We start from the raw sequence: 26270 nt of genomic DNA on the forward strand, positions 1-26270 counted from the left end.
GCGGCCGCTAGGCCTTGATCATGCGGTGAACGCGGGCTTCCAGATCCGCGACGTTGAACGGCTTTGTCAGCAATTCCATTCCCTCGTCGAGGTGTCCCGCTCCGACCGCCGCGCTGGCGGCATAGCCGGTGACGAACAGCACTTTCAGGCCTGGCCGCACCGCTCGCCCCGCGTCGGCCACCTGACGCCCGTTCAGACCGCCGGGCAGGCCCACGTCGGTGATGAGCAGATCAATGCGTTCGTTCGACTGCATCAGTTTCACACCGATGGGCCCGTTAAGCGCCTTTAGAACGCGATAGCCCGCGTCGGTCAGCACCTCGGCCACGAGTTGCCGGATCGCGCTCTCGTCCTCCACGATCAGCACCGTCTCGCCAGGCAGGGCGCGCTGCGATTCGACGTGGCGGCCCGCGTCGTCGATTCTCGCGACGTCGCCGAGATGGCGCGGCAGATAGAGGCCCATGGTCGTGCCCTGCCCGACCTCGGAGTAGACACGCACCTGCCCTCCCGACTGGCGAACGAAGCCGTAGATCATCGACAGGCCCAGGCCGGTGCCCTGTCCGATCGGCTTGGTGGTGAAAAAAGGGTCGAAGACGCGCTCGATGATGGCGGGCGTCATGCCGGCGCCGGTGTCGGTGACGCAAAGCGACACGTACTCGCCTTCCGGCAGGTCCTGATCCGCCGCAGCCCGCGCATCCAGCCGCCTGTTGCCTGTCTCGATCGTGAGCCTGCCGCCCTCCGGCATGGCGTCCCGCGCGTTGATGCACAGGTTGAGAAGCGCGCTTTCCAGCTGCGGCGCATCCACGAGCACCGGCCACAAACCGGCGGTCGCGGCGACCTTCACCTCGATCGCGGGACCGAGCGTGCGATCGATGATCGCCCTCATGCCGGCGATCAGCCGATCGGCGTCCGTCGGGGTTGGCGCAAGCGTCTGCCGGCGCGAAAAGGCAAGGAGCCGCTGGGTCAGCGCCGCGGCGCGATGGGCACCGGTCTGCGCCATATCGATGTAGCGGTCGAGCTTGTCGTAATCGCCCTTGGCGATGCGCGCGCCAAGCAGCGCCAGCCCGCCGGTGACGGCCGTCAGCAGATTGTTGAAGTCGTGGGCGATGCCTCCGGTGAGTTGACCGACCGCCTCCATTTTCTGGCTCTGCCGCAGCGCTTCGGCCTGCTCGCGTTCAAGGGCGATATCGCGTCCGGACGCATATACCTTCCCGTCCTCGAACGCCGCCGTCCAGCTGAACCAGCGGTAGGAGCCGTCCTTGTGACGGAAACGGCAGGCATGGGGATGGGCAAGCGGCTTATCGAAGGCGCTGGCGAACGCCGCCTGGGCGGCCTCCAGGTCGTCCGGGTGAGTATAGTCGACGAAGCTGGAACCCAGGAGCTCACCCGGTGCGTAGCCGAGCAACGCCGTCCAGAGCGGGTTGACCGCTTCCATGGTGCCGTCCGGTCGAGCGATGAGCAAGAGTTCACGCGACAGACGCCAGGACCGGTCGCGCTCGCGCGTTCGCTCCTCGACCCGTGCCTCGAGCGTTTCATTGGCCTGACGCAACTCGATCTCGGCGAATGCCTGCCTGCGCGCCGCCCAGGTGCGGTCCGCCACGGCCTGGGCGAAAGCGATGTCATCGTCGGCCCAGGCTCGCTCGACGCTGTCGTTGAGATACAGCATGGCCTCGAGACGATCTTCCTGCATCAGCGGGACGTTGAGCAGGGAGCGGATCCCCAGACCGGTGAGCCGCTCCACGCCTTCGCGGGTACGCCAGTCCGTTTCGACATTTCCGATCGAGACGATTTCGCCCCGGGCGAGCACCGCGCCATAGGTCCCATAATCCTGCAATCTGTGGCGCCCCGCGAGAGAGACAACCGTCGGATCGGCGCACCAGTCACGTTCGACGTCCACGATTCCGTTCGCCTGATCGATTTCGCCGTATCCGGCTCGCCGTACGTTCAAATGCCGGCCCAGCATTTCCGCCGCGGCGTGCACCATGCGGCTGGGACCGGATTCGCCGTGCAGCGCCCGGAGGGTGTCCCCGAACTCGATCAGGGCCGCCTGCCGCAGTTCCTGCATTTTCCTGCGCTGGATATCGAAAAGCGCGCCCGGAAAGCGAACCGCCTGCCCCGAGGGGTCCAGTTCGCAATAGCCGTTGGCCTCGACCCACCACCACGATCCGTCGAGCTGGCGAACGCGGTACTCGACGCAGTACCGGCCACCGTCCCGCAACGCGGCGGCGATCGCGCCCTCGACGCGCCGGGCGTCGTCCGGGTGGATGGATTGCACCACCTCCGCGAGGGGCAGCCCCGCCTTCAACCGTTCCGGATCGAGTGCGAAGGTCGTGGCAAAGCGGCTGTCGGCGATGAAACGATCCGGGACAATCGACCACACCCAGGTGCCGAGCACCGTGCCCGCGTCCAGAGCCAGTTCGATCCGCTCGCGGGTCTCGTATTCGCGAGTGATGTCGCGCGAAACGGAAAGCAGTCTCTCGGGATGACCGTCCGGCCCGAGAATCGGCGTGACCAGGACATCCCACCACCGCGGCTCGCCGGCCATCGTTTCCGCCGGCCCGACGAAATGCCCCACGCCCCCCGCTCTGGCCGCGTCGATCGCCTGGAGGGCTTCGGCATGCCCACGCCCCTGCCAGAAACTGGGCCAGGGACATCCGCAGATCGCGTTGAAATCGCTGACCTGCATGAGCGCCTGACCGGCGTCCGTCATGAAGAGGAGGTTACCTTCGAGATCGAGCACTTTGATGCAGTCGCCCGAGGCACCGAGCACGCTCCTGAGGAACGCCGCATCGGCTCGGCCGCGTTCGGCCGCGAGACGCCGTTCGGTGCGGTCGCGCAATACCTTCACGAAACCGACGACCTCGCCCTCCCCTGTGCGCAGCGGCGTCATCTTGCCGCTGGCCCAGAACCGCTGCCCCCCTTTGCGATTGTGCCAGCGCTCGTCGTTGCCCGCGTTGTCGGTCAGGGCGAGCTGCATTTCCCTGGCAGGCCTGCCGGCGGCGCAATCCTCGGGCGTGAAGATGCGTTCCACGGTTTGATCGAGCATTTCCTCTTCGGACCAGCCGAGAATATGCTCGGCGCCCTTGCTCCAGACGGTGACCCGCCCATCGTTGTCGGTGGCGATCATCGCGAAATCCGTCGCGCTGTCGATCACCCAACGGTTCAACGCTGCACCGACGGGCGTGAAGGATTCCATGATTTCCATTCCGATACATCTGATTGATCGTCCGCGGCGCGTGTGCAAACGCGCGCCCGCCGCCTCCGGCGGGGCATTGCGATTTTCGGGAGGCCACCGGCAGGGCGGATGGCCCGGCCGCTCATTTTACGATCGTTTGGGGAAAGCCACGATCGGCCGTACGCATCGACGGGATGCGCCATTCCCTGGCGCATCTCACCGGATGACGGCCGGCATGAGGCCGCGCAGGCCATTGGTGAGCATCAGGGCCTGTGCCCGATCGAGATCCGCGAGCGTCAACGACCGCTCGCGGGCATGCCAGAGGGGATCGTCCAGCACGATGCCGCGCATCACGCCCGGCAGCAGCCCGTCGGCGACCGGTGGCGTGAACCAGTGTCCGTCCAGCTTGACGAACAGATTGCTGCGTGCGCCTTCGGTCAGGTGACCCTGCGCGTTGACGAAGAGCATGTCGAATGCCCCTTCCCGCTCCGCGGCCTGCCACGCGGCGTCATACATCGCGCGATGGGTCGTCTTGAAGCGCAGCAAGGGATCGTCCGCCCGGGTATCGGCAAACCCATGCGTGCGGGCGAGCAGCATGCCGACCGGGCCGGGCGCGAGCGGTGCCAGCCGGGCGGCGGTACAGGTCACCGTTCCCGTCTTCGACACGCTCAGCCGCACGCGGTGCGGAGCAGCATCGGCGAGGGCGGCGAGCGTGGCGTCCAGCGCCGCTTCGACGGCGTGCCGCAGCACGGTATCGACACCGACTCGGGTATCGACCTCGGCATGAGATATCCCGCCGGGCACGCCGTCCGGCAGGACCGCCTCGATCACAGGCTCGCGGTGAAATCCGAGTCGCCACGCCGCTGCGCACAGGCGCTGCACATGGCGCGCGCGATGCGGCACTCGTCCGGCGACGACCAGCAGCGTCTCGAACAGGGCGAAACCGGGATCGGCGGCGGTGAGAAACCGCGCCTTCAGAAGACACTCCGCGTACTCCTCGGATGCCCGGCTGTCGAGGACGATGCCTGCCCCCACCCCGGCCGATGCGGCGGCGAGCCCGTCGACGCAGGTCGGTGCGACCTCGATCGTGCGGATCGCCACCGACAGGCAAAAATCCCCGCAGCGCCGCGTCAGCGGCGCGTCGATCCAGCCGATCGCGCCGGTGTACAGACCGCGCGGCGCGGTTTCCAGCGCGGCGATCTGCGCGATCGCCGCGCGTTTCGGCGCGCCGGTGATCGAGCCGCAGGGGAAGAGCGCGCGCAGGATGTCGGGAAACGTCGTGGCGGCGGGCGTGCGCGCTTCGATCGTCGACGTCAGTTGCCAGACCGTGGGCCAGGCTTCGGGCGTGAACAGCGCCGTCACCGCGACGCCGCCCGGCGGCGCGATGCGGCCCAGATCGTTGCGCAGCAGGTCGACGATCATCACGTTCTCGGCGCGATTCTTCGGGTCGTTCGACAAGTCGATGCCGCGCTGCACATCGGCATCCCGAAGCAGCGCCGCATGGGAAAGATCGCCGGCATCGCCCGGGTCGCCCGAGCCGGCCAGCCGCCCGCGCGCGGCCGTGCCTTTCATCGGTCTGGCGAGCAGCGTGCCGGCCTCGTGCCGGAGAAACAGTTCCGGCGACAGCGACAGGGTCCAGCCCGCGGGCGCGTGGAGCAACGCACCGAAGGCCACCGGCTGCCGCCGACGCAGTTGCCGGTAAAGCGTCACGGGGCTGCCGAACACCTGAAAGGCGAGACGAAACGTGTAGTTGACCTGATAGCAGTCGCCTGCTGCCAGCGCCGCGTGGATGCGGTCGATCGCCCGGGAAAAGTCGGCGGCGCTCGTGTCGTGCCGCACGTCGAGGATGCCGGCGGGCGCCGCCGGGGCCGCCTCGGCCAGCCAGGCGTCGCACTCGTCCGCGTCCAGCCGGCGCAGCGCGCGAAAGAGCAGGACGCGCAGCGCGGGGTCGCGGCCGTGCGCGCCAGGGGCGGGAAAGGAAACGCCGCCCGTGGACAGATGGTGCAGCGCCACGCCCCATTCGTAGTCCGCCAGCACGACCGCGAACAGGCCGGCGCGCAGATCGGCTTCGATCCGCTCCCAGAATGCGTCGAGCCTGGCGGGATCGGTGCAGCGCCGCTCATGGGCGAAATCGGTATAAAGCCGGCTGCGGGCCGCCGCTCCCGTCTGCGCGTCGTCGAGCAGGGCGAAAACGGGCAGCGTCATCGCTTATTCGAAAAAGCTTTTGACCTTGTCGAACCAGCTCTTGCTCTGCGGATTGTGCCGCGAGCCGCCCTCGTCGAGCGAACGCTCGAAATCGCGCAACAGTTCGCGCTGCGTCTCGGTCAGTTTCACGGGCGTCTCGACGACCACATGCACGTAGAGATCGCCCGGAATGCTGGAGCGCAATCCCTTGATGCCCTTGCCGCGCAGGCGAAAGGTCTTGCCCGACTGCGTGCCATCGGGAACCGGGAAGGTCACCCGGCCCGCCAGCGTCGGCACCTCGATGTCGCCGCCCAGCGCGGCGGTCGTGAACGAGATCGGCATCTGACAATGCAGATCGTCGCCGTCGCGCTCGAACACCTCATGCGACTTGATATGGATCTCGATATACAGATCCCCCGACGGCCCGCTGTTCACGCCCGGCTCGCCATTGCCCGCCGAGCGGATCCGCATCCCCTCGTCGATGCCGGCCGGAATCTTGACCTCGAGCGTCTTGGTCTGCTTGATCTTGCCGGCGCCATGGCAGTTGCCGCACGGCTCGGGAATATAACTGCCGGTGCCATGGCATTTCGGGCAGGGCTGCTGGACGCTGAAGAAGCCTTGCGACATGCGCACGCTGCCCTGGCCCGCGCAGGTCGGACAGGTTTGCGCCGAGGTTCCCGGCTTCGCGCCATGCCCGTGACAGACCTCGCACTCGGTCCAGCCCGGCACGCGGATCTGCGAGTCATAGCCGTTCGCCGCCTGCTCCAGCGTGATTTCCATGCTGTAGCGCAGGTCCGCGCCGCGATAGACCTGCGGACCGCCCCGACCGCGCGCGCCGCCCGCCTGTCCACCGCCGAAGATATCCCCGAAGATGTCGCCGAACGCATCGGCGAAACCGCCGAACCCCTGCGCGCCGCCGCCGCCCATGCTCTGGTCGACGCCCGCGTGCCCGTACTGATCGTAGGCCGCCCGCTTGTTCGGGTCGGAGAGCATCTCGTAAGCCTGTTTGACTTCCTTGAACTTCTCTTCCGATTCCTTGTTGTCCGGATTACGGTCCGGATGGTATTTCATCGCGAGCTTGCGATACGCCTTCTTCAGTTCGTCGTCGGTGGCGGTCTTCGCGACGCCAAGAATTTCGTAAAAATCGCGTTTTGCCATGGTCGTGCCTTGTCAGGTCCCTCCGGGAGGGCGTGTGCGCTGTAGGGTGGCGATAAAAAACGCATGGCGATCGGCCCCGGAAGTGTCGCCACCTCCGGCCCCGACCGCCACTACGCACCGCCTTGAGCGGTTCGGCCTGACTCGGTTGCGTACGCTTTCGCGTACGCGCGCATGTGCGTCCTGAGCCAGCCCTGCTTGCCCAACTCAGTCCTTCTTGACTTCCTTGAAGTCGGCGTCGACGACGTCGTCTTCCGGCTTGGCCGACGAAGCACCCGCCTGTCCCGCCGCACCCGGCGCCGCGCCGGCGTCACCGCCCGCCTGGCCCTGGGCATCGGCGTACATCTTCTCGCCCAACTGCTGCGACACCTGACTCAACACGCCGACCTTCTCGTCGATCGCGGCCTTGTCGGTGCCCTTCAGCGCTTCCTCGACGTCCTTGATCGCCGCTTCGATCTTGCCCTTGGTGTCGGCATCGACCTTGTCGCCATGCTCGGTCAGTGCCTTCTGCGTGCTGTGCACCAGCGCCTCGCCCGAGTTGCGCGCATCGATCAGCTCGCGCAGCTTGTGATCCTCCGCCGCGTTCGCCTCCGCGTCCTTCACCATCCGGTCGATCTCGGCCTCGGACAAACCGGAGTTTGCCTTGATCGTGATCTTGTTCTCCTTGCCGCTCGCCTTGTCCTTGGCGGAGACGTGCAGGATGCCGTTCGCATCGATATCGAACGTGACCTCGATCTGCGGCGTGCCGCGCGGCGCCGGCGGGATGCCTTCGAGATTGAACTCGCCGAGCAGCTTGTTGCCCGATGCCAGTTCGCGTTCGCCCTGGAACACCTTGATCGTCACGGCCGGCTGATTGTCGTCGGCCGTCGAGTAGACCTGCGTGTGCTTGGTCGGGATCGTCGTGTTCTTCGTGATCATCTTCGTCATCACGCCGCCGAGCGTCTCGATGCCCAGCGACAACGGCGACACGTCGAGCAGCAGCACGTCCTTGCGGTCACCGGACAGCACTTCGCCCTGGATCGCGGCGCCGACGGCGACGGCCTCGTCCGGATTCACGTCACGACGCGGATCCTTGCCGAAGAACTCCTTCACCTTTTCCTGCACCTTCGGCATGCGGGTCATGCCGCCCACCAGGATGATGTCGTCGATCTCGCCGACCTTGACGCCCGCGTCCTTGATGGCCACGCGGCACGGCTCGATCGTGCGCTCGATCAGGTCCTCGACCAGCGCTTCGAGCTTCGAACGGGTGATCTTCAGGTTCAGGTGCTTCGGGCCGCTCGCGTCCGCCGTGATGTACGGCAGATTGATCTCGGTCTGCTGCGAACTGGACAGTTCGATCTTCGCCTTTTCCGCCGATTCCTTCAGGCGTTGCAGCGCCAGCACGTCCTTGCCCAGATCCACGCCCTGGTCTTTCTTGAACTCGGAGATGATGTAATCGATGATGCGCTGGTCGAAGTCCTCGCCGCCCAGGAAGGTGTCGCCGTTGGTCGACAGCACTTCGAACTGCTTCTCGCCGTCCACATCCGCGATCTCGATGATCGACACGTCGAACGTGCCGCCGCCGAGGTCATACACCGCCACCTTGCGATCGCCCTTCTCGGTCTTGTCCAAACCGAACGCCAGCGCCGCCGCGGTCGGCTCGTTGATGATGCGCTTGACGTCCAGACCGGCGATGCGCCCGGCGTCCTTGGTCGCCTGACGCTGGCTGTCGTTGAAGTACGCCGGCACCGTGATCACGGCCTCGGTCACGGTCTCGCCCAGATAGTCCTCGGCGGTCTTCTTCATCTTGCGCAGGATTTCGGCCGAAATCTGCTGCGGCGCGAGCTTGTCGCCGCGCGCCTCGACCCAGGCGTCGCCGTTGTCGGCGCGCACGATCTTGTAGGGCATCAGGCCGATGTCCTTCTGCACTTCCTTTTCCTCGAACCGGCGGCCGATCAGACGCTTCACCGCATAGACGGTGTTGCGCGGGTTCGTGACTGCCTGGCGCTTGGCCGGCGCGCCCACGACGATCTCGCCATCTTCCAGGTAGGCGATGATGGACGGGGTGGTGCGCGTGCCTTCCGCGTTTTCGATGACCCGGGACTGCTTGCTTTCCATCACAGCCACGCACGAGTTGGTCGTGCCCAGGTCGATGCCGATGATCTTGCCCATCTTGATGATTCTCCTGGCCCTCGGGCCATATTGCGAGGCAGTGCCTCTCGGTATTCAGATATGTTCAGGAAGTGGATGCGGGCGGGCTTTTTTCAAGACCCTGCGCATGGCACAGGTTAAAAAAAACCGCGGTCCCGGCCCGAAATCGGACCGTATCGGCCCGTTCCATGCCGGTTTCGACGCTTATTTCGGCGCGGCCACCATCACGAGCGCCGGACGCAGCACCCGCTCGGCGATCACGAAGCCCTTCTGCAGCACCGTCACGACGGTATTCGGCTCCTGATCGGCGGGCACCATCGAGATGGCCTGGTGACGGTGCGGGTCGAATTTCTCCCCGACGGCGGGCGCGATCGCGGTGACGCGACCCTTGTCGAGCGCCGAGGTCAACTGGCGCAGCGTCAGCTCGACGCCTTCGCGCAGCTTGCCGATGTCGGCCGCCTGGTCCGCGAGCGCCGCCTCGAGGCTGTCGATCACCGGCAGCAGGTGTTCGGCGAAATTCTCGATGGCGAACTTGTGCGCCTTCGAAACGTCCTCCTGCGCCCGGCGCCGCACGTTTTCGGTCTCGGCCCTGGCGCGCAGGAAATCCTCCTTCAGTGCCGCGACCTGTGCCTGCGCTTCCGCCAGTGCCGCGGCGTGGGCTGCGCCATTATTGTCCACGGCGCCGTCGATCTGATCGGATACTGCGTGGGCGGTCTCCTGGCCGGCCGCACCCGCGTGCGGGGCCTGCGTCGCGTCATGTGCGCTTTCGGCGTGGTTCGGGTCCTGATCACGATTCGCGGCGTTTTCTTGCATGCTGTCTTCCCGTCCGGTGTTGTCTAGGGGTGGTGGCTTCATACCCTCCGACATGGGGCCGCCACGCGTTTTTTCAAGGTCTGGTAAGAAACACCTGTTGCTTCGGCAACACAGACAACAGAAGGTTACATTCTTTACCCGAATCAACGGCTTGCAGTCTTGTGGCCCGCTTATTGCAGGTTAGAATGCGCTGGTCGTGTCGCGGGACACGTCGAGTCAAACAAAGAGATTGAAAATGAAACTGACCTTCGCGGTGGCCTTGATCCTGGCGGTGCTCGTCGCGGGCACCACGACCATCTGCATGTCGGGCGTCGTGACGGCTCGCACCTCCGAATACGGCAGCGCCCGCGCAGTCGCCGGCGACTGGTTCAATCTCCATCCGGTGTGCCGAATCTGTCGATAGTGCGGCGTTCGCGCTTGGTGGGCCGCCCGTCCCGTTCCGCACCGGGCTCGCGATACAGGCGCCGTCGCGCACCCTCGGCCTCGCGCCGCGCGCGGCCCGATTCGGTTTCCTCGTAGAGCAGTCTTGCCACCGGCGCCGGTCCCCGTACGTCGCTGATGCCGACGACCGCCACCTCCCATACCGTTTGCTCGATTTCCACCGTCACCGTGTCGCCGACGCGAACGTCGCGCGCCGCTTTCACCGTCTCGCCGCCGTCCGGCCCGATCCGCACCCGCCCTTTCTCGACCGCCTGGGCAGCCAGCGAACGCGTCTTGAAGAAACGTGCGGCCCAGACCCACTTGTCGATCCGCACGCGCGTGAGCGCCAGCGGTTTGCCGCCCACGGCCGGAGCGGTCTTGCTCATGGTGCGTCCTGCTGCACAACGCGCTCGACACGCTCGACGCCCGGCCAGCCGGCCAGGTTGTCGCGGCAGATGGTCGACAGACCGGCGATCCAGCCATCGGCGTCGTTCACGCAGGGAATCCGGCGATAGTCCTGGCCGCCGGCGCCCAGGAAGGCGTCCCGCACTTCCATGCCGATCTCCTCGATGGTTTCCAGACAATCCGCGGTGAACCCCGGGCAGAAGATGTCGACGCGACGCGTGCCCGTGCGGCCCAGTTCGATCAGGGTCGGCTCGGTGTACGGTTGCAGCCACTCCTCCTTGCCGAAGCGCGACTGAAACGTGATCAGGCACTGGGTGTCGTTCAGGCCCAGCGCCCGGGTCAGGCGCGCGCCGGTTTCCAGGCATTCCGCGTAATACGGGTCGCCTTTCCTGATCGTACGTTTCGGCACGCCGTGGAAACTCAGCACCAGCTTGTCGCCGGCGGCGAAATCCGGCTCGCCATGCTCGCGCCAATGGCGGGCCACCTGCTCGGCCAGCGCCGCGATGTAGGCGGGGTTCGCCGCATACCCCTTGATCATTCGCAGCTCGGGCTGGTTGCGCATGCGCTTGAGCGCCGTGAACGCGGCGTCGAAGGCCGTTGCGGTCGTCGAGGCCGAGTATTGCGGGTACATCGGCACCAGCAGAATGCGCTCGGCGCCCGCCGCGATCAGCCGGTCGAGCGTGTCCGGGATGTTCGGCTGGCCGTAGCGCATCGCATAGTCGACCGTCGCATCGCAACCATCGCGGGCGAAACGCGCCCGCAGCGCCGTGACCTGCCGCTCGGTGTAGACCCGCAGCGGCGAGCCTTCCGGCATCCAGACCGACGCGTATTTCTTCGCCGACGAGCGGGAGCGCAGCGGCAGGATCGCGCCGCGCAGGATCACCTGCCAGACCACCGCCGGAATCTCGACCACCCGCGGATCCGACAGGAATTCGGCGAGATAGCGGCCGACCGCCCTGGGCGTCGGCGCGTCGGGCGTGCCCAGGTTGATCAGCAGCACCGCGACACGCGGCGCGCCGTCCGGGGCCGTGGACGGCGCGGGAGCCAGCGCGCGCGCCGCCGCGGGCGAACCGGCGTTGGCCTCGCGATTCGCGTCGGCGAAGTCGCTCGCGCCGGGCTGCGCATCGGAAATCGTCTGCGGCGAGACGGGCGTGGAACCAGGGGCGGGAGTGTCGGCCGCGAGGGTCGTGCCGGCACGGGTATTGGCGAACATCAAACGTCTTCCTTTTTCTGGCACGCGGCACGGCCGGCTCGTGTACGGGGCGGGCGGCACCGGGAGGTCAATACCGAACTCAGTGCTGGCTGAGCGCGTGGGACAATAGTTTCGCGGTGATGTCGACGATCGGGATCACGCGCTGGTACGCCATGCGCGTCGGCCCGATCACGCCCAGCGTGCCGACGATCTTGCCGTCGACCTCGTACGGGGCGGTGATCACGCTCATCTCTTCCATGGGCACCAGATGGGATTCGCCGCCGATGAAGATCTGCACGCCCTGCGCGTGACTCGACACGTCGAGCAGTTGCAGCAGGCCGGTTTTCTGGTCGAACAGATCGAACAGCCGGCGCATGCGTTCCATGCTGGACGAGAGATCGGTGATTTCCAGCAGATTGCGCTCACCCGAGATCAACAGATTGTCGCCGGGGTCCGACGCTTCCTCGCTGCTCGCCTCCACCGCCTCCTGCATCAGCGTGGTCATGTCGGTGCGCACCGCGTCGATTTCCGCGCGCAGCCGGCGCCGCACCGCGTCGAACGACAGGCCGGCGTAGTTCACGTTGATGTAGTTCGATGCCTCGATCAGCTGCGACGCGGTGTATTCGCGCTGCGTCGCCATGATCCGGTTCTGGATGTCGCCCTCGGGCGTGACGATGATCAGCAGGATGCGCTTGTCGGACAGGCGCATGAACTCGATCTGCCGAAAGGTCTGGCTGCGCCGCGGCGTCAGCACCACGCCCGCGAATTCCGACAGGCTGGAGAGCACGCTGGCCGCGGCCGCCACCACCTTCTGCGGCTGCCCCGCCTGCAGGCGGTGGGCGACCTTGAACTTGACCGCGGCGTCATCGGACAGTGGCTGCGCGGTCAGCATCGTATCGACGAACAGACGATAGCCGCGCGGCGTCGGCACGCGCCCCGCTGACGTATGCGGGCTGACCACCAGGCCCTGCTCCTCCAGGTCCGACATCACGTTGCGGATCGTCGCGGGGCTCAACTCCAGTCCCGAGAACTTCGACAGCGTACGCGAGCCGACAGGCTGACCCTCGGCGATATACCGTTCGATCAGTGTTTTCAGGAGAGTCTGGGCGCGTGGGTCGAGCATGCTCGAATTCTATCGTAATACGGCGTGCGCGATGCGGCATCCCTGCGCCGCAGCGGCGCGGCGTCGCGCCTGCGCCGCGATTGCACGGTGTCGGGCCGCGCCCTTACACTATTGGCTCCGCGGCTGTGGTGTAATCGCCTCATGGATAACGGCAAACCCTTCAAGACCGTCGCGCTGATCGGCCGACAAAACACCCCCGGCATCGGCGAGCCGCTGTTGCGCCTGGCCGAGAGCATCGAGCGGCGCGGCTTCACGCTGATCTTCGAGGCCGGCACCGCGACGGAAATCGATCTGGCGCGCAATGGCGGCGGCCTGCGGCACCCGCCGCGCGTGGCCAGCACGCAGGAAATCGGCGAACAGGCCGATGTCGCGGTCGTGCTGGGCGGCGACGGCACGATGCTCGGCATCGGCCGCGAACTCGCGCGCTACAGCACCCCGCTGATCGGCGTGAACCACGGCCGGCTGGGCTTCATCACCGACATCCCGATCCAGGACATGAAAACGGTGGTGCCGGAACTGCTCGACGGCCAGTTCGAGCGCGAGGAGCGCAGCCTGCTGGAGGCGCGGATCGTGCGTTCCGGCAAGACGATCTACGATGCGCTGGCCTTCAACGACGTCGTCGTCAACCGCAGCGGCTTCTCCGGCATGGCGGACCTGCGGCTGGTGGTGGATGGACGCTTCATGTACACGCAGCGCTCGGACGGCCTGATCGTCGCCACCCCCACCGGCTCGACCGCCTACGCGCTCGCCTCGCAGGGTCCGATCCTGCACCCGCAACTCGGCGGCATGGTGATCGTGCCGATCGCCCCGCAATCGCTGTCGAACCGGCCGATCGTCCTGCCGGACAGCTCGGAAATCAGCATCCAGGTGATCGGCGGACGCGAGGTCAACGTCAATTTCGACATGCAGTCGTTCACGTCGGTGGAACTGGAGGACACGATCGAGATCCGCCGCTCGTCGTTTCGCGTGCCCTTCCTGCATCCGGTCGGCTATAGCTATTACGCAACCTTGCGCAAGAAGCTCTACTGGAACGAACATCCCGCCAACGAACCGCGCTCTTCCTGACTCCTCTAGGCTCCGCCACGCGATGCTACGTCATCTCTCGATCCGCGATTTCGTCATTGTCGACGTACTCGATCTCGAACTCGACACCGGTTTCACCGTCTTTTCCGGCGAGACCGGCGCAGGCAAGTCGATCCTGATCGACGCGCTCGCGCTCGCGCTCGGTGCGCGCGGCGATGGCGCGGTGGTGCGCACCGGCGCGGCCCGCGCCGACATCAGCGCGGAATTCGACGCGCCCGCCGGCGCCGCGGCCTGGCTGATCGAACAGGCGCTCGAGCAGCCCGCGCGCGGGCGCGCAGACGCTGCCTCGTCTGCTGCACAAGCTCCCCCGCACGCCGTGCCGCAGACCATCCTGCTGCGCCGCGTCATCGACGCCGGCAGCGGCCGTTCGCGCGCCTTCATCAACGGCACGCCGGCGACGCTCGGGCAGCTCCGCGAACTCGGCGAGATGCTGGTCGACATCCACGGCCAGCACGCGCACCAGTTGCTGATGCGCGCGGACGCGCAGCGCACCCTGTTCGACACCCATGCCGGGCTCGTCGCGCTGGCCGCGCAGGTGCACCAGGCCTGGCAGGCCTGGCGCGCGACCCGCGCCGCGACCGAGGCGGCACACCAGCGCGAACGGGAAATTCAGCTCGAACGGGAACAACTCGCCTGGCAGGTCGCGGAACTCGACCGCCTGGCGCCGCAACCCGGCGAGTGGGAAGAGGTCGGCAACGAACACCGCCGGCTGTCGCACGCGGCCAGCCTGATCGACGGGGTGCGCATGGCGCGCGATGCGCTGTCCGAGTCCGACGACGCGCTGGTGGGGCGCGTCGCGTCGATCACCCAGCGGCTGCAGGCACTGGCGGAAATCGACGAAGGGCTGAAGGACGCGCTCGCGGCGCTCGAACCGGCCCAGATCCAGTTGCAGGAAGCCGCCTATTCGCTGAGCCACTACGCGCAACGGCTCGATCTCGACCCGCAGCGCCTGGCCGAGGTCGAGGGCCGGCTCGACGCGCTGCACACGGCCTCGCGCAAGTTCCGCATCGCGCCCGAATCCCTCGGGGACGCGCTGGGCGAGCGCCGCGCGCGTCTGACGGCGCTCGACGCCGAGGCCGACCTCGACGCGCTGAACGCCGCCGAACACCGCGCAGCCGAGGCCTACGGGACGGTGGCGCGCACGCTGTCGGCCGCCCGCCAGGGCGCGGCGGCGACGCTGTCGACGGCCGTGACCGCCGGCATGCAGGAGCTGTCGATGGCGGGCGGCAGCTTCGAAGTGGCGCTGCTGCCGCTCGACACGGGCGGCGCGCACGGCCTCGAACAGATCGAGTTCCGCGTCGCCGGCCACCCGGGCGTGCCACGGCGGCCGCTGTCGAAGGTCGCTTCGGGTGGCGAGCTGGCGCGCATCAGTCTGGCGCTGGCGGTGATCGCCAGCAGCGCCAGCCCGACGCCGACCCTGATCTTCGACGAAGTCGACACCGGCATCGGCGGCGCGGTCGCCGAGGTGGTCGGGCGTTTGCTGCACCAGCTGGGGCAGATCCGCCAGGTGCTGTGCGTGACGCATCTGCCGCAGGTCGCCGCACGCGGCGACAGCCACCTGCGCGTGGCGAAAGCCCCGCGCAGCGACGGCGCCGAGGGCACGGCCGACACCGTCAGCACCGTCTCGCGCATCAGCGCCCAGGCGCGCGTCGAGGAAATCGCGCGGATGCTGGGCGGCATCGCCATCACGCCGACCTCGCGCCGGCACGCCAGGGAAATGCTGACGACCTAGTCGCCTGGCGGCGCCCCGGGGCCGCTGCGCGTGCCGGCCGCGCCAGGCGTGCCTCGCGCGGCCGGCAGCGCGAATGTCCGGTCCCAGAACGCCAGCACCGCCTGCCGCTCGCGCGCGACGCCGTCCGCGGGCACGCGCGCCTCGGCCGCGCCGTCCAGGCGCAACCGGTGCTGCAGGGCGCGGTAGCGCCGATAGGCGCCGCCCACCGCCTCCGCCTCGGCCGCGGTGACGATTTCCAGCGCCGCGCAGGCGTTCAACAGGCTGATGTTGCCCGTATTGCGCACCAGCACCGGATGCTGCGCGGCGTGCGCGAGTACCAGATACTGGACGATGAACTCGATATCGACCATGCCGCCGCGATCATGCTTGATATCGAACAGCGCGCTCCGGTTCGGATGCCCTTCGCGGCTGCGCTCCCGCATCGCCACGATCTCGGCGGCCAGCACGTCGGGCGCGCGCACGCTGGCGATGACCGCCGCGCGAATCGTCTCGAAGGCCGCGCCGATGCGCGCGTCGCCCGCGCAAAAGCGCGCGCGCGTGATCGCCTGGTGTTCCCAGACCCACGCCGTGTTCGCCTGCACGCCCGAACCCAACTGGTATTGCCGGAACGCTTCCAGCGGCGTGACCAGCAAGCCCGACGAGCCGTTCGGACGCAAGCGCAGGTCGATGTCGTACAACAGCCCGGCACCGGTGGCCGTCGTCAACCAGCTGACGAGACGCCGCGCCAGCTTCGCATAGGTTTCCGCGCCGTCGTCGCTTGCGTGCGGATTGTCGTAAAGGAAGATCAGGTCGAGATCGGACGCGTAGCCCAGTTCCTTGCCGCCGAGCTTGCCGTACGCGATGATCGCGAACCGGGGCTGATCGCCGTCGCACGCCGGGCGGTTCGGCAGCGCCCGCCAGACCGTCTCCAGCGTCACGCCCAGCACCGCGTCGGCCAGTTCGGACAGCCGGTCGCTGATCGTTTCCACCGGCAGGTGGCCGGCGAGATCGCGCAGCAGGATGCGGAACACCTCGGCATGCTGCGCATGGCGGATCTGATCCATCTGCTGTTCGACGCCGTCGCTGGCGGCCAGCCGCACGCGCAGCCCCGCAGTGAAGGCCGCCCAGTCGAACGGCGCATTGATGGCGTCGTCGTCGAGCAGTTCATCGAGCAACTGCGGGTGCGTGATCAGATAGCGCGCGGCCCACTGCGAATTGCCCAGCACCGAGAAAACCCGCTGCAACGCCGCCGGATACTCGGTCAGCAGAGACACATAGGCGCTGCGCCCGCCGATCTTTTCCAGGAAATCCAGCAGGCGGGCCAGCGCGTCGAGACGGGCGACCGGCGCGTCCGGACCATCCGGGCCGGCGGCGCGCGCCGCGGCGAGCGCCCGCTCTACCAGCGCGTCGAAACGCGCGCGGCTGGGCAGCGGCATCTGCACATAGCGCAGCGACATGCGCGTGGCGCGCAGGCGCGCGACGACCGCGCCCGGATAGCCGAGCCCCGCCGCCACCGTTTCGAGCGCGGTCGACGACGCGGGATCGAACAACGCATCGCTCCAGAGTTCGCGCATCGCCTGTTCGGCCTGCCGCAGCCGCGCCGCCACGCTGCCCGCCGCCGCCGGCGCACCCGCCGTTGCCCGGTCCGCCGCCGGCGCGGCATCCGGGTCGCCCTGCCTGTCGGGCTTGTCGAAGATACCCTCGAATTCCCGCTCGACGACGGCGCGATGCGCATCCAGCGCCGCATGCAGCGCCGCGTAGTCGGCGAAACCCAGGGACGCGGCCAGCCGGGCGCGCGCCGGCGGGTCGACAGGCATCGCATGCGTCTGCGCGTCGTCGGCGTACTGCAGACGATGCTCCAGCTGACGCAGGAAACGGTAGGCGGTGTCCAGCGCGTGCACGCTGGCCGCGCCGATCAGGCCGCGCTCGGCGGCCCGGGCCAGCACCTGCAGGGTCGGCCGCACGCGTAGCCCGGCATCCTGACCACCGCGCACCAGCTGGAAGACCTGGGCGCCAAACTCGATCTCGCGGATGCCGCCGCGCCCGAGCTTGACGTCGTCGGCGAGTTCGGGACGCAACGATGCACGCCGCCGCGCCTCCTGCCCGATCTGCTCGTGCAGCGAACGAATCGCATCGATCACGCCGAAATCCAGATACCGACGATAGACGAACGGCCGGACCAGCGCGTCGAGCTGCGCCGCGAGTCGGCGGTGCGCGTCGCCGCCATCGCCATCGCCGGCCTCGCCGCCCTCGGGCGGCAGCAGCCGCCCCTTGATCCACGCGTAGCGTTCCCATTCACGCCCCTGCACGTAGAAGTATTCCTCCAGCATAGCGAGGCTGGCAACCAGCGGCCCGGAGTCGCCGTTCGGCCGCAGCCGCATGTCGACGCGAAATACGTAGCCCTCGGCGGTGCGTTCGGCGAGCGCGCCGATCAGCTTGCGGGCGACGCGCGTGAAAAAGTCGTGATTCGAGATTGCCGCGCGCGTTCCGCCGGCCGTTTCGCCCTCTTCTTCGTAGACGAAGATCAGGTCGATGTCCGAGGACACGTTCAGCTCGCGCCCGCCCAGCTTGCCCATGCCGACGACGCCCAGCGTCAGCGGCAGCCGGCTGCCGGCCGCGCCCGCCGACGCGGTCTGCGGCACGCCGAAACTCGCGCTCAAGGCGCGCTCGATCGACACGAGCGCGCGGCCTACCGTCACCTCGGCCAGATCGCTCATCGTGCCGGTGACCTCGTCGAGTCCGGCCAGCCCGGCGAGATCGCGCGCCATCAGCAGACAGAACACGTCGGTGCGCAGCAGGCGCAACGCGGCGCACAGCGCCGCATGGCGCGTGTCGGCGTCGCCCGCCGACGCGGCCGGCGATGCGGCGAGACGCACGGCGAGATGCGCATCGAAGCGGGCTTCCAGCGCCTGTCGCGTCAGCGGCGTGCGATGCGCCTCGACGACGAAGCGGCGCACGTCGGGGCGCGCCTCGAAGGCCCTTTGCGCGAAACGCGAATACTCGGCGCACAACAGATCCGCGAAGTGGGCGGCGGGGCCATCTGCGCCACCCTCTGCGGGGCGCCCGGGGAAACGATTTGCTTGGGCCATGATCACGGATCTCGAATTCCCGGCGGGCCGCGCCGGCGCGGCGGGCAGATGCCGGGCGTTGTGTTACATTGGAACAACGTCCTGAAATTACCATAGCCCGCCCGCCTCCACGCAGCATGCCCGATCGCCGCGCGCCTTCCGATCCTGTCGATTCCAGCAGAAGTCCGCCGTCCGCGACCGAACACGCGCTCAAACGGGTGCTGCGCTGCCTGCTGGGCGTCGCCTTCGTCCTCTACTTCGGGGTGGGCGCGATCGTCCTCGCGCTGCGCTACGGTGTCCTGCCGCATATCGACGCCTTGCGCCCGCGCATCGAGGCGGCGGCCAGCAAGGCGCTGCACGCGCCGGTGCGCATAGGCCGGCTCGACGCGCGCTGGCAATCGCTATCGCCGGAAATCATCGTCTCGGACCTGCAGATCCAGGGCGCCGACGGCCGGCCGGCGCTGCAGGTCGCCTCCGCGCGCGCGGTTCCCGCCTGGCGTTCCCTGCTGCACCTGAAGCCGATTTTCACCCTTCTCGAGATCGACGGCGCCGACCTGCTCGCCACGCGCGGGCGCGACGGCCGCATCGCGGTCGCCGGCGTCATGCTCGGCAAGCATGGCGGCAATCCCTACGGCTTCACGAACTGGCTGCTCGCCCAGCAGGCGATCATCCTGCGCCACACGGCGCTGCACTGGCGCGACCAGACGCGCGACGCGCCGGAACTGACGCTGCGCGACCTGCGTCTCGCGCTCCTCAACGACGGGCACGCGCACCGCCTCGGCGCGCAGGGCGCGTTCGCGGATCCCGCGCTCGGCACGCTCGACCTGCGCGCGCAGTTCCGTCATGCGTTGCTGGCCGGCACGCTCGACAACCTGCTCGAGGGGCGCGCCGGCGCCATCGGCAATCCGAAAAACTGGACCGGCACCGTCTATCTGAACAGCTCGACGCTCGATCTCGTCAAGGTCGGCCGCTATCTGTCGTTGCCGATCGCTGCGACCGACGGGCGGATGCAGACCCGCGCCTGGCTGCATTTCACCGACGGCCGCCCCGACCAGGTGCGCGGCGCGCTGCAGGGGCAGGACCTGGCACTCCAGGTACGGCCGCGCCTGCCGGCGCTGTCGATGCCGCGCATTGCGATGCATTTCTCGGCAACCGAGCGCGACGAGACGTATTCCATGTCGGTGCGCGATGTGTCGTTCGACATCGCCGATCAGCCGGCTCTCGCCGACGGCACGCCGGTCACGCGGATGCTGGACATCGCGCGTTTCGACGGCACGTTCAGGCCGGCGCGCGTGGGCCGCGGCGAGCGGATCAGCCTGTCCGGCGACGTCGTCGACATCGGGCTGCTCGCGGATTTCAGCCGTGCCCTGCCGTTGCCCATGCGGTTGAAGCGCAATCTCGACCGCTTCGACCCGCACGGCGTGCTGACCGACTACCGCGCGGCATGGGAGCGGCAGGCGCCCGCCAACGCAGCCGCCGTCCACGACGCCCGGGTGCAGGGCAACCAACCGCTGCTGCGCTATGCGCTCCACGCGGGTCTGGACGGCGTCAGCCTCGCGGCGCAACCCGAGGCGCCCGGACGCAACGCGGCCGGTCATCCGCACATCGGCGTGCCGGGATTTCACAATCTGCGTGGGGCGATCGATGCCAACCAGGACGGCGGCCGGTTGACACTGGCCTCGCGCGACGCCGGTCTCACGATCCGGGGACTGTTCGACGCGCCGACCCTCAACTTCGACACGCTCGACGGCGAAGCCCGCTGGACCTTGACCGCCGGCGGGGGGCAGCCGCGCCTCGACGCGCGGCTCACGTCGCTGCGTTTCGCCAACGCGGACGCGGCCGGACGGCTGCAGGCCCGTTTCCAGGCGGATCTGCATCGCGCGGCGACGGGACGGCTCGACCTGAGCGGTCAGCTCGACCGGGCCGCCGTGCCATCGATCCCGCGCTACCTGCCGACGTCGATCGGCGCCGCGCTGCGTGGCTACCTCGCGCACGCCTTTCTTGCCGGCGACGCCCGTCAGGCGCGCTTCGACATCCACGGCCGCCTGCCGGATCTGCCCTACCCCCATGGCCCCGATCTCGACGGCACGCCGCACGAGGCGAGCGTGTTTCGCATCAGCGCCCCGTTCGCGCACGGCAAGGTGGATCTATCGCCGCATCCGGCCATCTTCCTCGCCAATGGCGACGAGGAACGCTGGCCCGCCTTCGACGATGTCGCCGGACGGTTTTTCGTCGATGGCCGCCGGCTGGGTTTCGACGTCACGGACGGCCATTACCAGGGCGTGCGGGTCAACGCCCTCGCCGGCCGCATCGCCGATCTCGGCGACACGACGCGCGATCTGCTCATCGACGGCACGACCGCGGGCCCGCTGGACGATTATCTGCATTACGTGAACGCGAGCCCCCTCGGCTACTGGAGCGGCCGGGCCGCCGAGAACCTGCATGCGCAGGGCCGGGCAGCGCTGAAACTGCACCTCGCGGTGCCGCGCCGCCGCGCCGCCGTCACTGCGGCTGGCGCCACCGCGACTGACTCCACCGCGACTGACGCCACCGCGACTGGCGCCACCGCGACTGCCAGTCCCGGACCGGTACGCGTCGTCGCCCATCCGCCCGCCGCGATCGCACCGGCCGCACCGGCCGCACCGGCCGCACCGGCGGCCCCGGCCGCACCGGCCGTACCGGCCGCCCCGCCGCGCATAGCGTCGACGCACAAGAACGGCATCCACGTCGCGGGCACGCTGCGCTTCGATCAGGACACCCTCGTGCGCGACGGCCTGCCGCCGCTCGACGCGCTCGTCGGCGACGTGGCGTTCACCGAACATACGCTCCACACGAACGGGGTGCACGCGCAGTTGCTGGGCGGCGACATCGCCGTGAGCGGCGACCTGCGCGGCGATGGCAGCGTCGACGCCCGCATCGGCGGTCGCGTCGCGCCGCAGGCCGCGCTTGCGCAGATCGGCGCAGGGAGCGGCGGCATGAACGGCGCCGCCAGCCATCTCAGTCCCGCCATCGCCGCGATCCTGCGCCGGTTGTCGGGCACGACCGGCTACCAGGGCGAACTGCACCGCGTCGGCCATGGCGCGCCGACCTTTCACGTCGCCTCGGATCTGGTGGGTCTGGGCATCGATCTCCCCGCGCCGCTGGGCAAAACGGCGCAGACGCCGATGCCGGTTTCGCTGGACTGGCGCACCCTTCTCCAGGACGACGGCACGCTGCCGCCTGCCGCGGACACCACCGCGATGCTCGGTGGCCCGGCGGTGTTGCCGTCGTTCAGGGCCTTCCCACGTAACGCGCGCGCCGCGACGCTGCCCACACCGCTGCCCGCACCGCTGCAACGCATCGATCTGATCGCCGGTGCGGTACGCGCTTCCTATCTGCGGCGCAGCGGCAGCGCGCCCGAGGTGCTCGCGGGCGCGATCGCCGTCAACCGGCCCGTGGCGATGCCGCGGCACGGCGTGACGGCCGCGGTCACGCTCCAGGGCTTCGATGCCGACGCCTGGCGCGCCGTGGCGGGCACCCTCGGCACCACGGCGTCGACAACCGCCGTTCCCCCCGGGGCGTCCCTCGCTGCCCCGGCCCCGTCCGTCCCGTCGGTACCGACGCCCTTCGCCACCGAGGACGGTGCGACGCGTGCCGCCGATGCGCCCGCGAACGCGGACACGCGCCCCCCCGCGACCTTCTCCTTCGCAGCGCCGGGACACGCGCCCGAACGCGCGTCCCGCTTCCATACGGGCGGCGCGACCCCGTCAGGCGGGATGGCCCAATGGCTGCCGAGCCGCTTCGATATCGACATCGGCGCGCTGACGCTGCTCACGCGCCACTGGAACGACGTGGTCATCACCGGCAACCGCAATCCGATGCGGGGCTGGGAAGCGCAAATCGATTCGCAGCAGATCGTGGGCGCCGCCGAGTGGCAGCCGCAGGGCGGCGGCGCGATCCACGCCCGTTTCTCGAAGCTGACGGTGCCGGCCGCGGATCCCGCATTGGCGCAGGCTGCCGCTGCATCGGCGGCATCGGCGGCATCGGCCACCGATGCAGCGGCGACGCCTCCGGGCCAGCCGATTCGCCACTTTCCGGCGATCGATCTGGTCGCCGACGACGTCGTGGTCGACAACCGCCGTCTGGGCAAGCTGGAACTGCTCGCGCACAACCTCGAGGCGGGGGGCGCGCCCGTCTGGACCGTCGACCGCTTCGCGCTCGGTTCGCCCGCGGCGCAACTGCTCGCCACCGGCAACTGGCGCACCACCGCCGAGAGCCGGAACGCCGCGTTGCCCCAATCCGCCACCGATGTCGCGTTTCATCTGACGGTGCACGACGGCGGCGCCCTCCTCGGCCAGCTCGGCATGCCGAACCTGCTGCGCGGCGGCGCGGGCACGGCGGAGGGCTCGGTTCGCTGGCAGGGTACGCCGACCCGTATCGATGCGCATACGCTGGAGGGCAAGCTCGCGCTCGACTTCAAACGCGGGCAGATCCTGAAGGTGAATCAGGGCGCGGCGCGCCTGCTGGGCGTCATCAACCTGCAAGGTCTCGCGCGCTTCATGCAGCTCGACTTCAGGGGCATCTTCGGCAAGGGCCTGGCCTTCGACCGGATCGACGGCACCGGCCAGATCGCCCGCGGCGTCGTCACCGTCGGCGATGGCCGGCTGACGACGCTGCCGGCGGACGTCATGCTCGACGGCACGGCCGACATTCCCGACAGACGGCTGGATCTGCATGTCACCGCCGTGCCCAATCTGAACGCGGGATCGGCATCGATCGCCGCGGCGGTGGTCAACCCCGTGCTGGGTCTGAGCAGTCTCGTGGCGCAACTCGCCCTGAGCGGACCGCTGTCGCGCAGCCTGACGCGGCACTATGCGGTCACCGGTTCGTGGTCCGCGCCACACGTCCAACGCACCGACCCCAATCGCGGTAACATGCCTGCAAAGACAGCGCTTGCGCCGGACTGAACCGCGGATTCGATCTGCCCGACCGAGGTACCCGACCGAGGTACCCGACCGAGGTACCCGACCGAAGTACCCGACCGACGTGTCCGACCGGCCGCCGCACGGAGCCGATACGGAGCCGATACGGAGTCGAACCCGGATCCGGCCCTGTCGGGTCCGATTCCGCTCGATGAACCTGCCGCCCATGACCCTCGTCACCGCCTTGCCGCAAGACCGCGCCTCCACCGCGACGCCCGCGCCCTTCCGGGTTGCGGCATTGCAGATGGTCAGCGCGCCCGACCTGCAACGCAACCTGGACGATGCCCGCGCGTTGATCGCCGAGGCCGCCGCCGCGGGCGCGGGCCTCGCGCTGCTGCCCGAGTATTTCTGCTACATGGGGCGGCGCGACACCGACAAGGTCGCGCTCGCGGAGTCCGGCGGGGATGCCGCGCACGGCGTGATCCAGCGCACGTTGTCGCAGGCGGCGCGCGAACACCGCATCTGGATCATCGGCGGCACGCTGCCGGTGCGCAGCGACGACCCCGCGCGGGTGCTGAACACCACCTTCGTCTACGGCCCGGACGGCGTCCAGGCGGGGCGTTACGACAAGATCCATCTGTTCAATTTCGTCAAGGGCGAGGATGCGTTCGACGAAGCGCGCACGATCGCGCCGGGACGCGCCGTCAGCGCCTTCGACGCGCCGTTCGGCCGGGTCGGTCTGTCGATCTGCTATGACCTGCGCTTTCCCGAGCTGTACCGGGCGCTGGGCGACTGCGCGTTGATCGTGGTGCCTTCGGCCTTCACCTACACGACCGGCCAGGCGCATTGGGAAATCCTGCTGCGCGCCCGTGCGATCGAGAACCAGTGCTACGTGCTGGCCGCGGCGCAAGGGGGCGAACACCCGACCGGGCGGCGTACCTGGGGTCACAGCATGCTGATCGACCCCTGGGGCGACATCGTCGCGGTGCGCGACACCGGCCCCGGCATCGTCACCGGGCTGATCGAACCGCAGCGCATCGCCGACGTCCGGCAAAGCCTGCCGGCATGGCGGCACCGGGTGCTGACCGGCTGACGCCGCGCCCTCCGCCGTCCCGTAACCTCTGCATCACCGCCGTACGCGCTACCCGACACAAGCCTGCCTTACTAGGAAGCCAAGCATGAATCTCATTGAACCCGCGATCCAGTCCCTGGCGATCGCCAAGGACGCCCTGCTGACGCCGCACGGCCTCGACGAAGGCTTGCTGATCAAGACGCTCGGCGCCATTTTCCAGGAACGCGTGGACTACGCGGATCTGTACTTCCAGACCACCCGCAGCGAAGCGTGGAGTCTGGAGGAAGGCATCGTCAAATCCGGCTCGTTCAGCATCGATCAGGGCGTGGGCGTGCGTGCGATCGCCGGCGACCGCACCGCGTTCGCGTATTCGGACGACCTCACGCCCGAGGCGTTGCGCCAAGCGGCCGAAGCCACGCGCGTGATCGGCGCGCACGGCGGCAGCGGCCGCGTGAAAGTGCCCGGCACCCGCGGCGCGAAGGCTGCCAAGCGCATCGTTCCGGCAACCGCGCTGCGCGGCGTGTCGGGGCGCGACCTGTACCTGCCGCGCGACCCGCTCGATTCGCTCGACGCTACCGAGAAGGTCAAGCTGCTCGAACGGGTCGAGAAGATGGCCCGCGCGCGCGACCCGCGCATCAAGCAGGTGATGGCCGGTCTGGCCGGCGAATACGACATCGTCATGGTGGCGCGCAGCGACGGCGTGATGGCCGCCGACATCCGGCCGCTGGTGCGCGTCTCGGTCACCGTGATCGCCGAGCAGGACGGCCGCCGCGAGATCGGCAGCGGCGGCGGCGGCGGGCGCTACGACTACCACTACTTCAGCGACGAACTGCTGTCGTCGTACGTCGACGACGCGATCCGCGCGGCGCTGGTGAACCTCGAGGCGCGCCCCGCCCCGGCCGGCAATATGAGCGTCGTGCTCGGCCCGGGCTGGCCCGGCGTGCTCCTGCACGAGGCGATCGGCCATGGTCTGGAAGGCGATTTCAACCGCAAGGGTTCGTCCGCCTTCGCCGGCAAGATCGGCGAGCGCGTGGCCGCCAAGGGCGTGACGGTCGTCGACGACGGCACCATCCCGAACCGGCGCGGCTCGCTCAATATCGACGACGAGGGCAATCCGACCCAGTGCACGACGCTGATCGAGGATGGCATCCTCAAAGGCTATATCCAGGATTCGATGAACGCGCGTCTGATGGGCATGCCGGTGACCGGCAATGCGCGTCGCGAATCGTATGCCGCGCTGCCGATGCCGCGCATGACCAACACCTACATGCTCAATGGCGATCGTGAACCGGCGGAGATCATCGCATCGGTGAAGAAAGGCCTGTATGCGGTCAATTTCGGCGGTGGCCAGGTGGATATCACGAACGGCAAGTTCGTGTTCTCGGCGTCCGAGGCGTACATGATCGAGGACGGCAAGGTGACCTATCCGGTAAAGGGCGCGACGCTGATCGGCAGCGGCCCGGAATCGTTGAAATACGTCAGCATGATCGGCAACGACATGGCGCTCGATCGCGGCGTGGGCGTGTGCGGAAAGGACGGGCAAAGCGTGCCGGTAGGCGTGGGCCAGCCGACGCTGCGTATCGACAGGATGACCGTCGGCGGCACCGCTTGATGCGAAAGCGACAATTTCATGCGGAATTTCCGCATGAAATCATGTTTTAATGCAATAAATCCGCTTTTATCGCGAAATCGCCTGCGTCGCCTTGCCGCGTCCCGCGACGCGGCGTATAAAGTCTTACCGCGTCCCGCACGACGCCAACCCAGAATCAGCGTTTTATCGATGCCCGCTCTCGCCCGCCCGTATTTCCGGTTTTATTTTTATCTCGAGCCCATGGCGGACT

The 26270-nt window shown here is 68.4% G+C and carries 15 protein-coding genes; 6 read left to right on the top strand and 9 right to left on the bottom strand.

Annotated features, from left to right (window positions below):
- Positions 1–7: 7 nt before the first annotated feature.
- From OVY01_RS16760 to grpE, 5 genes are all read right to left on the bottom strand, one after another.
- Complete coding sequence (locus tag OVY01_RS16760; RefSeq protein ID WP_267848710.1) at positions 8–3193, bottom strand: PAS domain-containing protein; 3186 nt, start codon at positions 3191–3193, stop codon at positions 8–10.
- Between the two features lie 195 nt (positions 3194–3388).
- A complete protein-coding gene (locus OVY01_RS16765; RefSeq protein ID WP_267848711.1) occupies positions 3389–5377 on the bottom strand; it encodes a chorismate-binding protein in 1989 nt (662 codons plus the stop codon).
- A 3-nt stretch (positions 5378–5380) separates the two neighbouring features.
- Positions 5381–6514 (bottom strand): molecular chaperone DnaJ, encoded by a 1134-nt coding sequence (dnaJ, locus tag OVY01_RS16770; RefSeq protein ID WP_267848712.1) that lies wholly within the window; start codon positions 6512–6514, stop codon positions 5381–5383.
- Between the two features lie 204 nt (positions 6515–6718).
- Complete coding sequence (gene dnaK, locus OVY01_RS16775) at positions 6719–8662, bottom strand: molecular chaperone DnaK (RefSeq protein ID WP_267848713.1); 1944 nt, start codon at positions 8660–8662, stop codon at positions 6719–6721.
- A 183-nt stretch (positions 8663–8845) separates the two neighbouring features.
- The gene (gene grpE / locus OVY01_RS16780; RefSeq protein ID WP_432422268.1) at positions 8846–9508 is read right to left on the bottom strand and encodes a nucleotide exchange factor GrpE; all 663 of its coding nucleotides are present in this window, start codon (positions 9506–9508) and stop codon (positions 8846–8848) included.
- A gap of 181 nt (positions 9509–9689) precedes the next feature.
- On the opposite strand from grpE, the gene OVY01_RS16785 reads away from it, so the two are divergent.
- A complete protein-coding gene (locus OVY01_RS16785) occupies positions 9690–9857 on the top strand; it encodes a hypothetical protein (RefSeq protein WP_267848715.1) in 168 nt (55 codons plus the stop codon).
- Here the strand turns inward: OVY01_RS16785 and OVY01_RS16790 are convergent.
- From OVY01_RS16790 to hrcA, 3 genes are all read right to left on the bottom strand, one after another.
- Positions 9823–10260: an RNA-binding S4 domain-containing protein gene (locus OVY01_RS16790; RefSeq protein ID WP_267848716.1), complete on the bottom strand. Its 438-nt coding sequence runs from the start codon at positions 10258–10260 to the stop codon at positions 9823–9825. The genes OVY01_RS16785 and OVY01_RS16790 overlap by 35 nt on opposite strands.
- Positions 10257–11492, bottom strand: a complete 1236-nt coding sequence (gene hemH, locus OVY01_RS16795; RefSeq protein ID WP_267848717.1) for a ferrochelatase — start codon at positions 11490–11492, stop codon at positions 10257–10259. Before hemH ends, OVY01_RS16790 begins: the two co-directional genes overlap by 4 nt.
- A gap of 79 nt (positions 11493–11571) precedes the next feature.
- Positions 11572–12594 carry a heat-inducible transcriptional repressor HrcA gene (gene hrcA, locus OVY01_RS16800; protein WP_267848718.1) on the bottom strand — a complete coding sequence of 341 codons (1023 nt, stop codon included), beginning with the start codon at positions 12592–12594 and terminating at the stop codon, positions 11572–11574.
- A 141-nt stretch (positions 12595–12735) separates the two neighbouring features.
- On the opposite strand from hrcA, the gene OVY01_RS16805 reads away from it, so the two are divergent.
- Together OVY01_RS16805 and recN are read left to right on the top strand one after the other, a co-directional pair.
- Positions 12736–13659, top strand: a complete 924-nt coding sequence (locus OVY01_RS16805) for an NAD kinase (RefSeq protein ID WP_267848719.1) — start codon at positions 12736–12738, stop codon at positions 13657–13659.
- 22 nt (positions 13660–13681) lie between these two features.
- Positions 13682–15409: a DNA repair protein RecN gene (gene recN / locus OVY01_RS16810; protein ID WP_267848720.1), complete on the top strand. Its 1728-nt coding sequence runs from the start codon at positions 13682–13684 to the stop codon at positions 15407–15409.
- Here recN and glnE read toward each other — a convergent pair.
- Positions 15406–18477 carry a bifunctional [glutamate--ammonia ligase]-adenylyl-L-tyrosine phosphorylase/[glutamate--ammonia-ligase] adenylyltransferase gene (gene glnE, locus OVY01_RS16815; RefSeq protein ID WP_267848721.1) on the bottom strand — a complete coding sequence of 1024 codons (3072 nt, stop codon included), beginning with the start codon at positions 18475–18477 and terminating at the stop codon, positions 15406–15408. The genes recN and glnE overlap by 4 nt on opposite strands.
- Positions 18478–18593: 116 nt before the next feature.
- Here glnE and OVY01_RS16820 point away from each other — a divergent pair, with 116 nt between their 5' ends.
- The 3 genes from OVY01_RS16820 (at position 18594) to tldD (ending at position 26041) form a co-directional block, all read left to right on the top strand.
- Positions 18594–23402: a YhdP family protein gene (locus OVY01_RS16820; RefSeq protein WP_267848722.1), complete on the top strand. Its 4809-nt coding sequence runs from the start codon at positions 18594–18596 to the stop codon at positions 23400–23402.
- A 181-nt stretch (positions 23403–23583) separates the two neighbouring features.
- Complete coding sequence (locus tag OVY01_RS16825; RefSeq protein WP_267848723.1) at positions 23584–24450, top strand: carbon-nitrogen hydrolase family protein; 867 nt, start codon at positions 23584–23586, stop codon at positions 24448–24450.
- Between the two features lie 85 nt (positions 24451–24535).
- A complete protein-coding gene (gene tldD / locus OVY01_RS16830; RefSeq protein WP_267848724.1) occupies positions 24536–26041 on the top strand; it encodes a metalloprotease TldD in 1506 nt (501 codons plus the stop codon).
- Positions 26042–26270: the final 229 nt, after the last annotated feature.

This window comes from Robbsia betulipollinis (genome assembly GCF_026624755.1).
GTDB classification, from domain to species: domain Bacteria; phylum Pseudomonadota; class Gammaproteobacteria; order Burkholderiales; family Burkholderiaceae; genus Robbsia; species Robbsia betulipollinis.

Coding starts and splice junctions, on each gene's coding strand:
- recN (WP_267848720.1), top strand. CDS start 13,682: ATGCTACGTCATCTCTCGATCCGCGATTTCGTCATTGTCGACGTACTC.
- OVY01_RS16790 (WP_267848716.1), bottom strand. CDS start 10,260: ATGAGCAAGACCGCTCCGGCCGTGGGCGGCAAACCGCTGGCGCTCACG.
- OVY01_RS16785 (WP_267848715.1), top strand. CDS start 9,690: ATGAAACTGACCTTCGCGGTGGCCTTGATCCTGGCGGTGCTCGTCGCG.
- hrcA (WP_267848718.1), bottom strand. CDS start 12,594: ATGCTCGACCCACGCGCCCAGACTCTCCTGAAAACACTGATCGAACGG.
- OVY01_RS16805 (WP_267848719.1), top strand. CDS start 12,736: ATGGATAACGGCAAACCCTTCAAGACCGTCGCGCTGATCGGCCGACAA.
- OVY01_RS16825 (WP_267848723.1), top strand. CDS start 23,584: ATGACCCTCGTCACCGCCTTGCCGCAAGACCGCGCCTCCACCGCGACG.
- glnE (WP_267848721.1), bottom strand. CDS start 18,477: ATGGCCCAAGCAAATCGTTTCCCCGGGCGCCCCGCAGAGGGTGGCGCA.
- dnaJ (WP_267848712.1), bottom strand. CDS start 6,514: ATGGCAAAACGCGATTTTTACGAAATTCTTGGCGTCGCGAAGACCGCC.
- hemH (WP_267848717.1), bottom strand. CDS start 11,492: ATGTTCGCCAATACCCGTGCCGGCACGACCCTCGCGGCCGACACTCCC.
- dnaK (WP_267848713.1), bottom strand. CDS start 8,662: ATGGGCAAGATCATCGGCATCGACCTGGGCACGACCAACTCGTGCGTG.
- OVY01_RS16820 (WP_267848722.1), top strand. CDS start 18,594: ATGCCCGATCGCCGCGCGCCTTCCGATCCTGTCGATTCCAGCAGAAGT.
- OVY01_RS16765 (WP_267848711.1), bottom strand. CDS start 5,377: ATGACGCTGCCCGTTTTCGCCCTGCTCGACGACGCGCAGACGGGAGCG.
- tldD (WP_267848724.1), top strand. CDS start 24,536: ATGAATCTCATTGAACCCGCGATCCAGTCCCTGGCGATCGCCAAGGAC.
- OVY01_RS16760 (WP_267848710.1), bottom strand. CDS start 3,193: ATGGAATCCTTCACGCCCGTCGGTGCAGCGTTGAACCGTTGGGTGATC.
- grpE (WP_432422268.1), bottom strand. CDS start 9,508: ATGTCGGAGGGTATGAAGCCACCACCCCTAGACAACACCGGACGGGAA.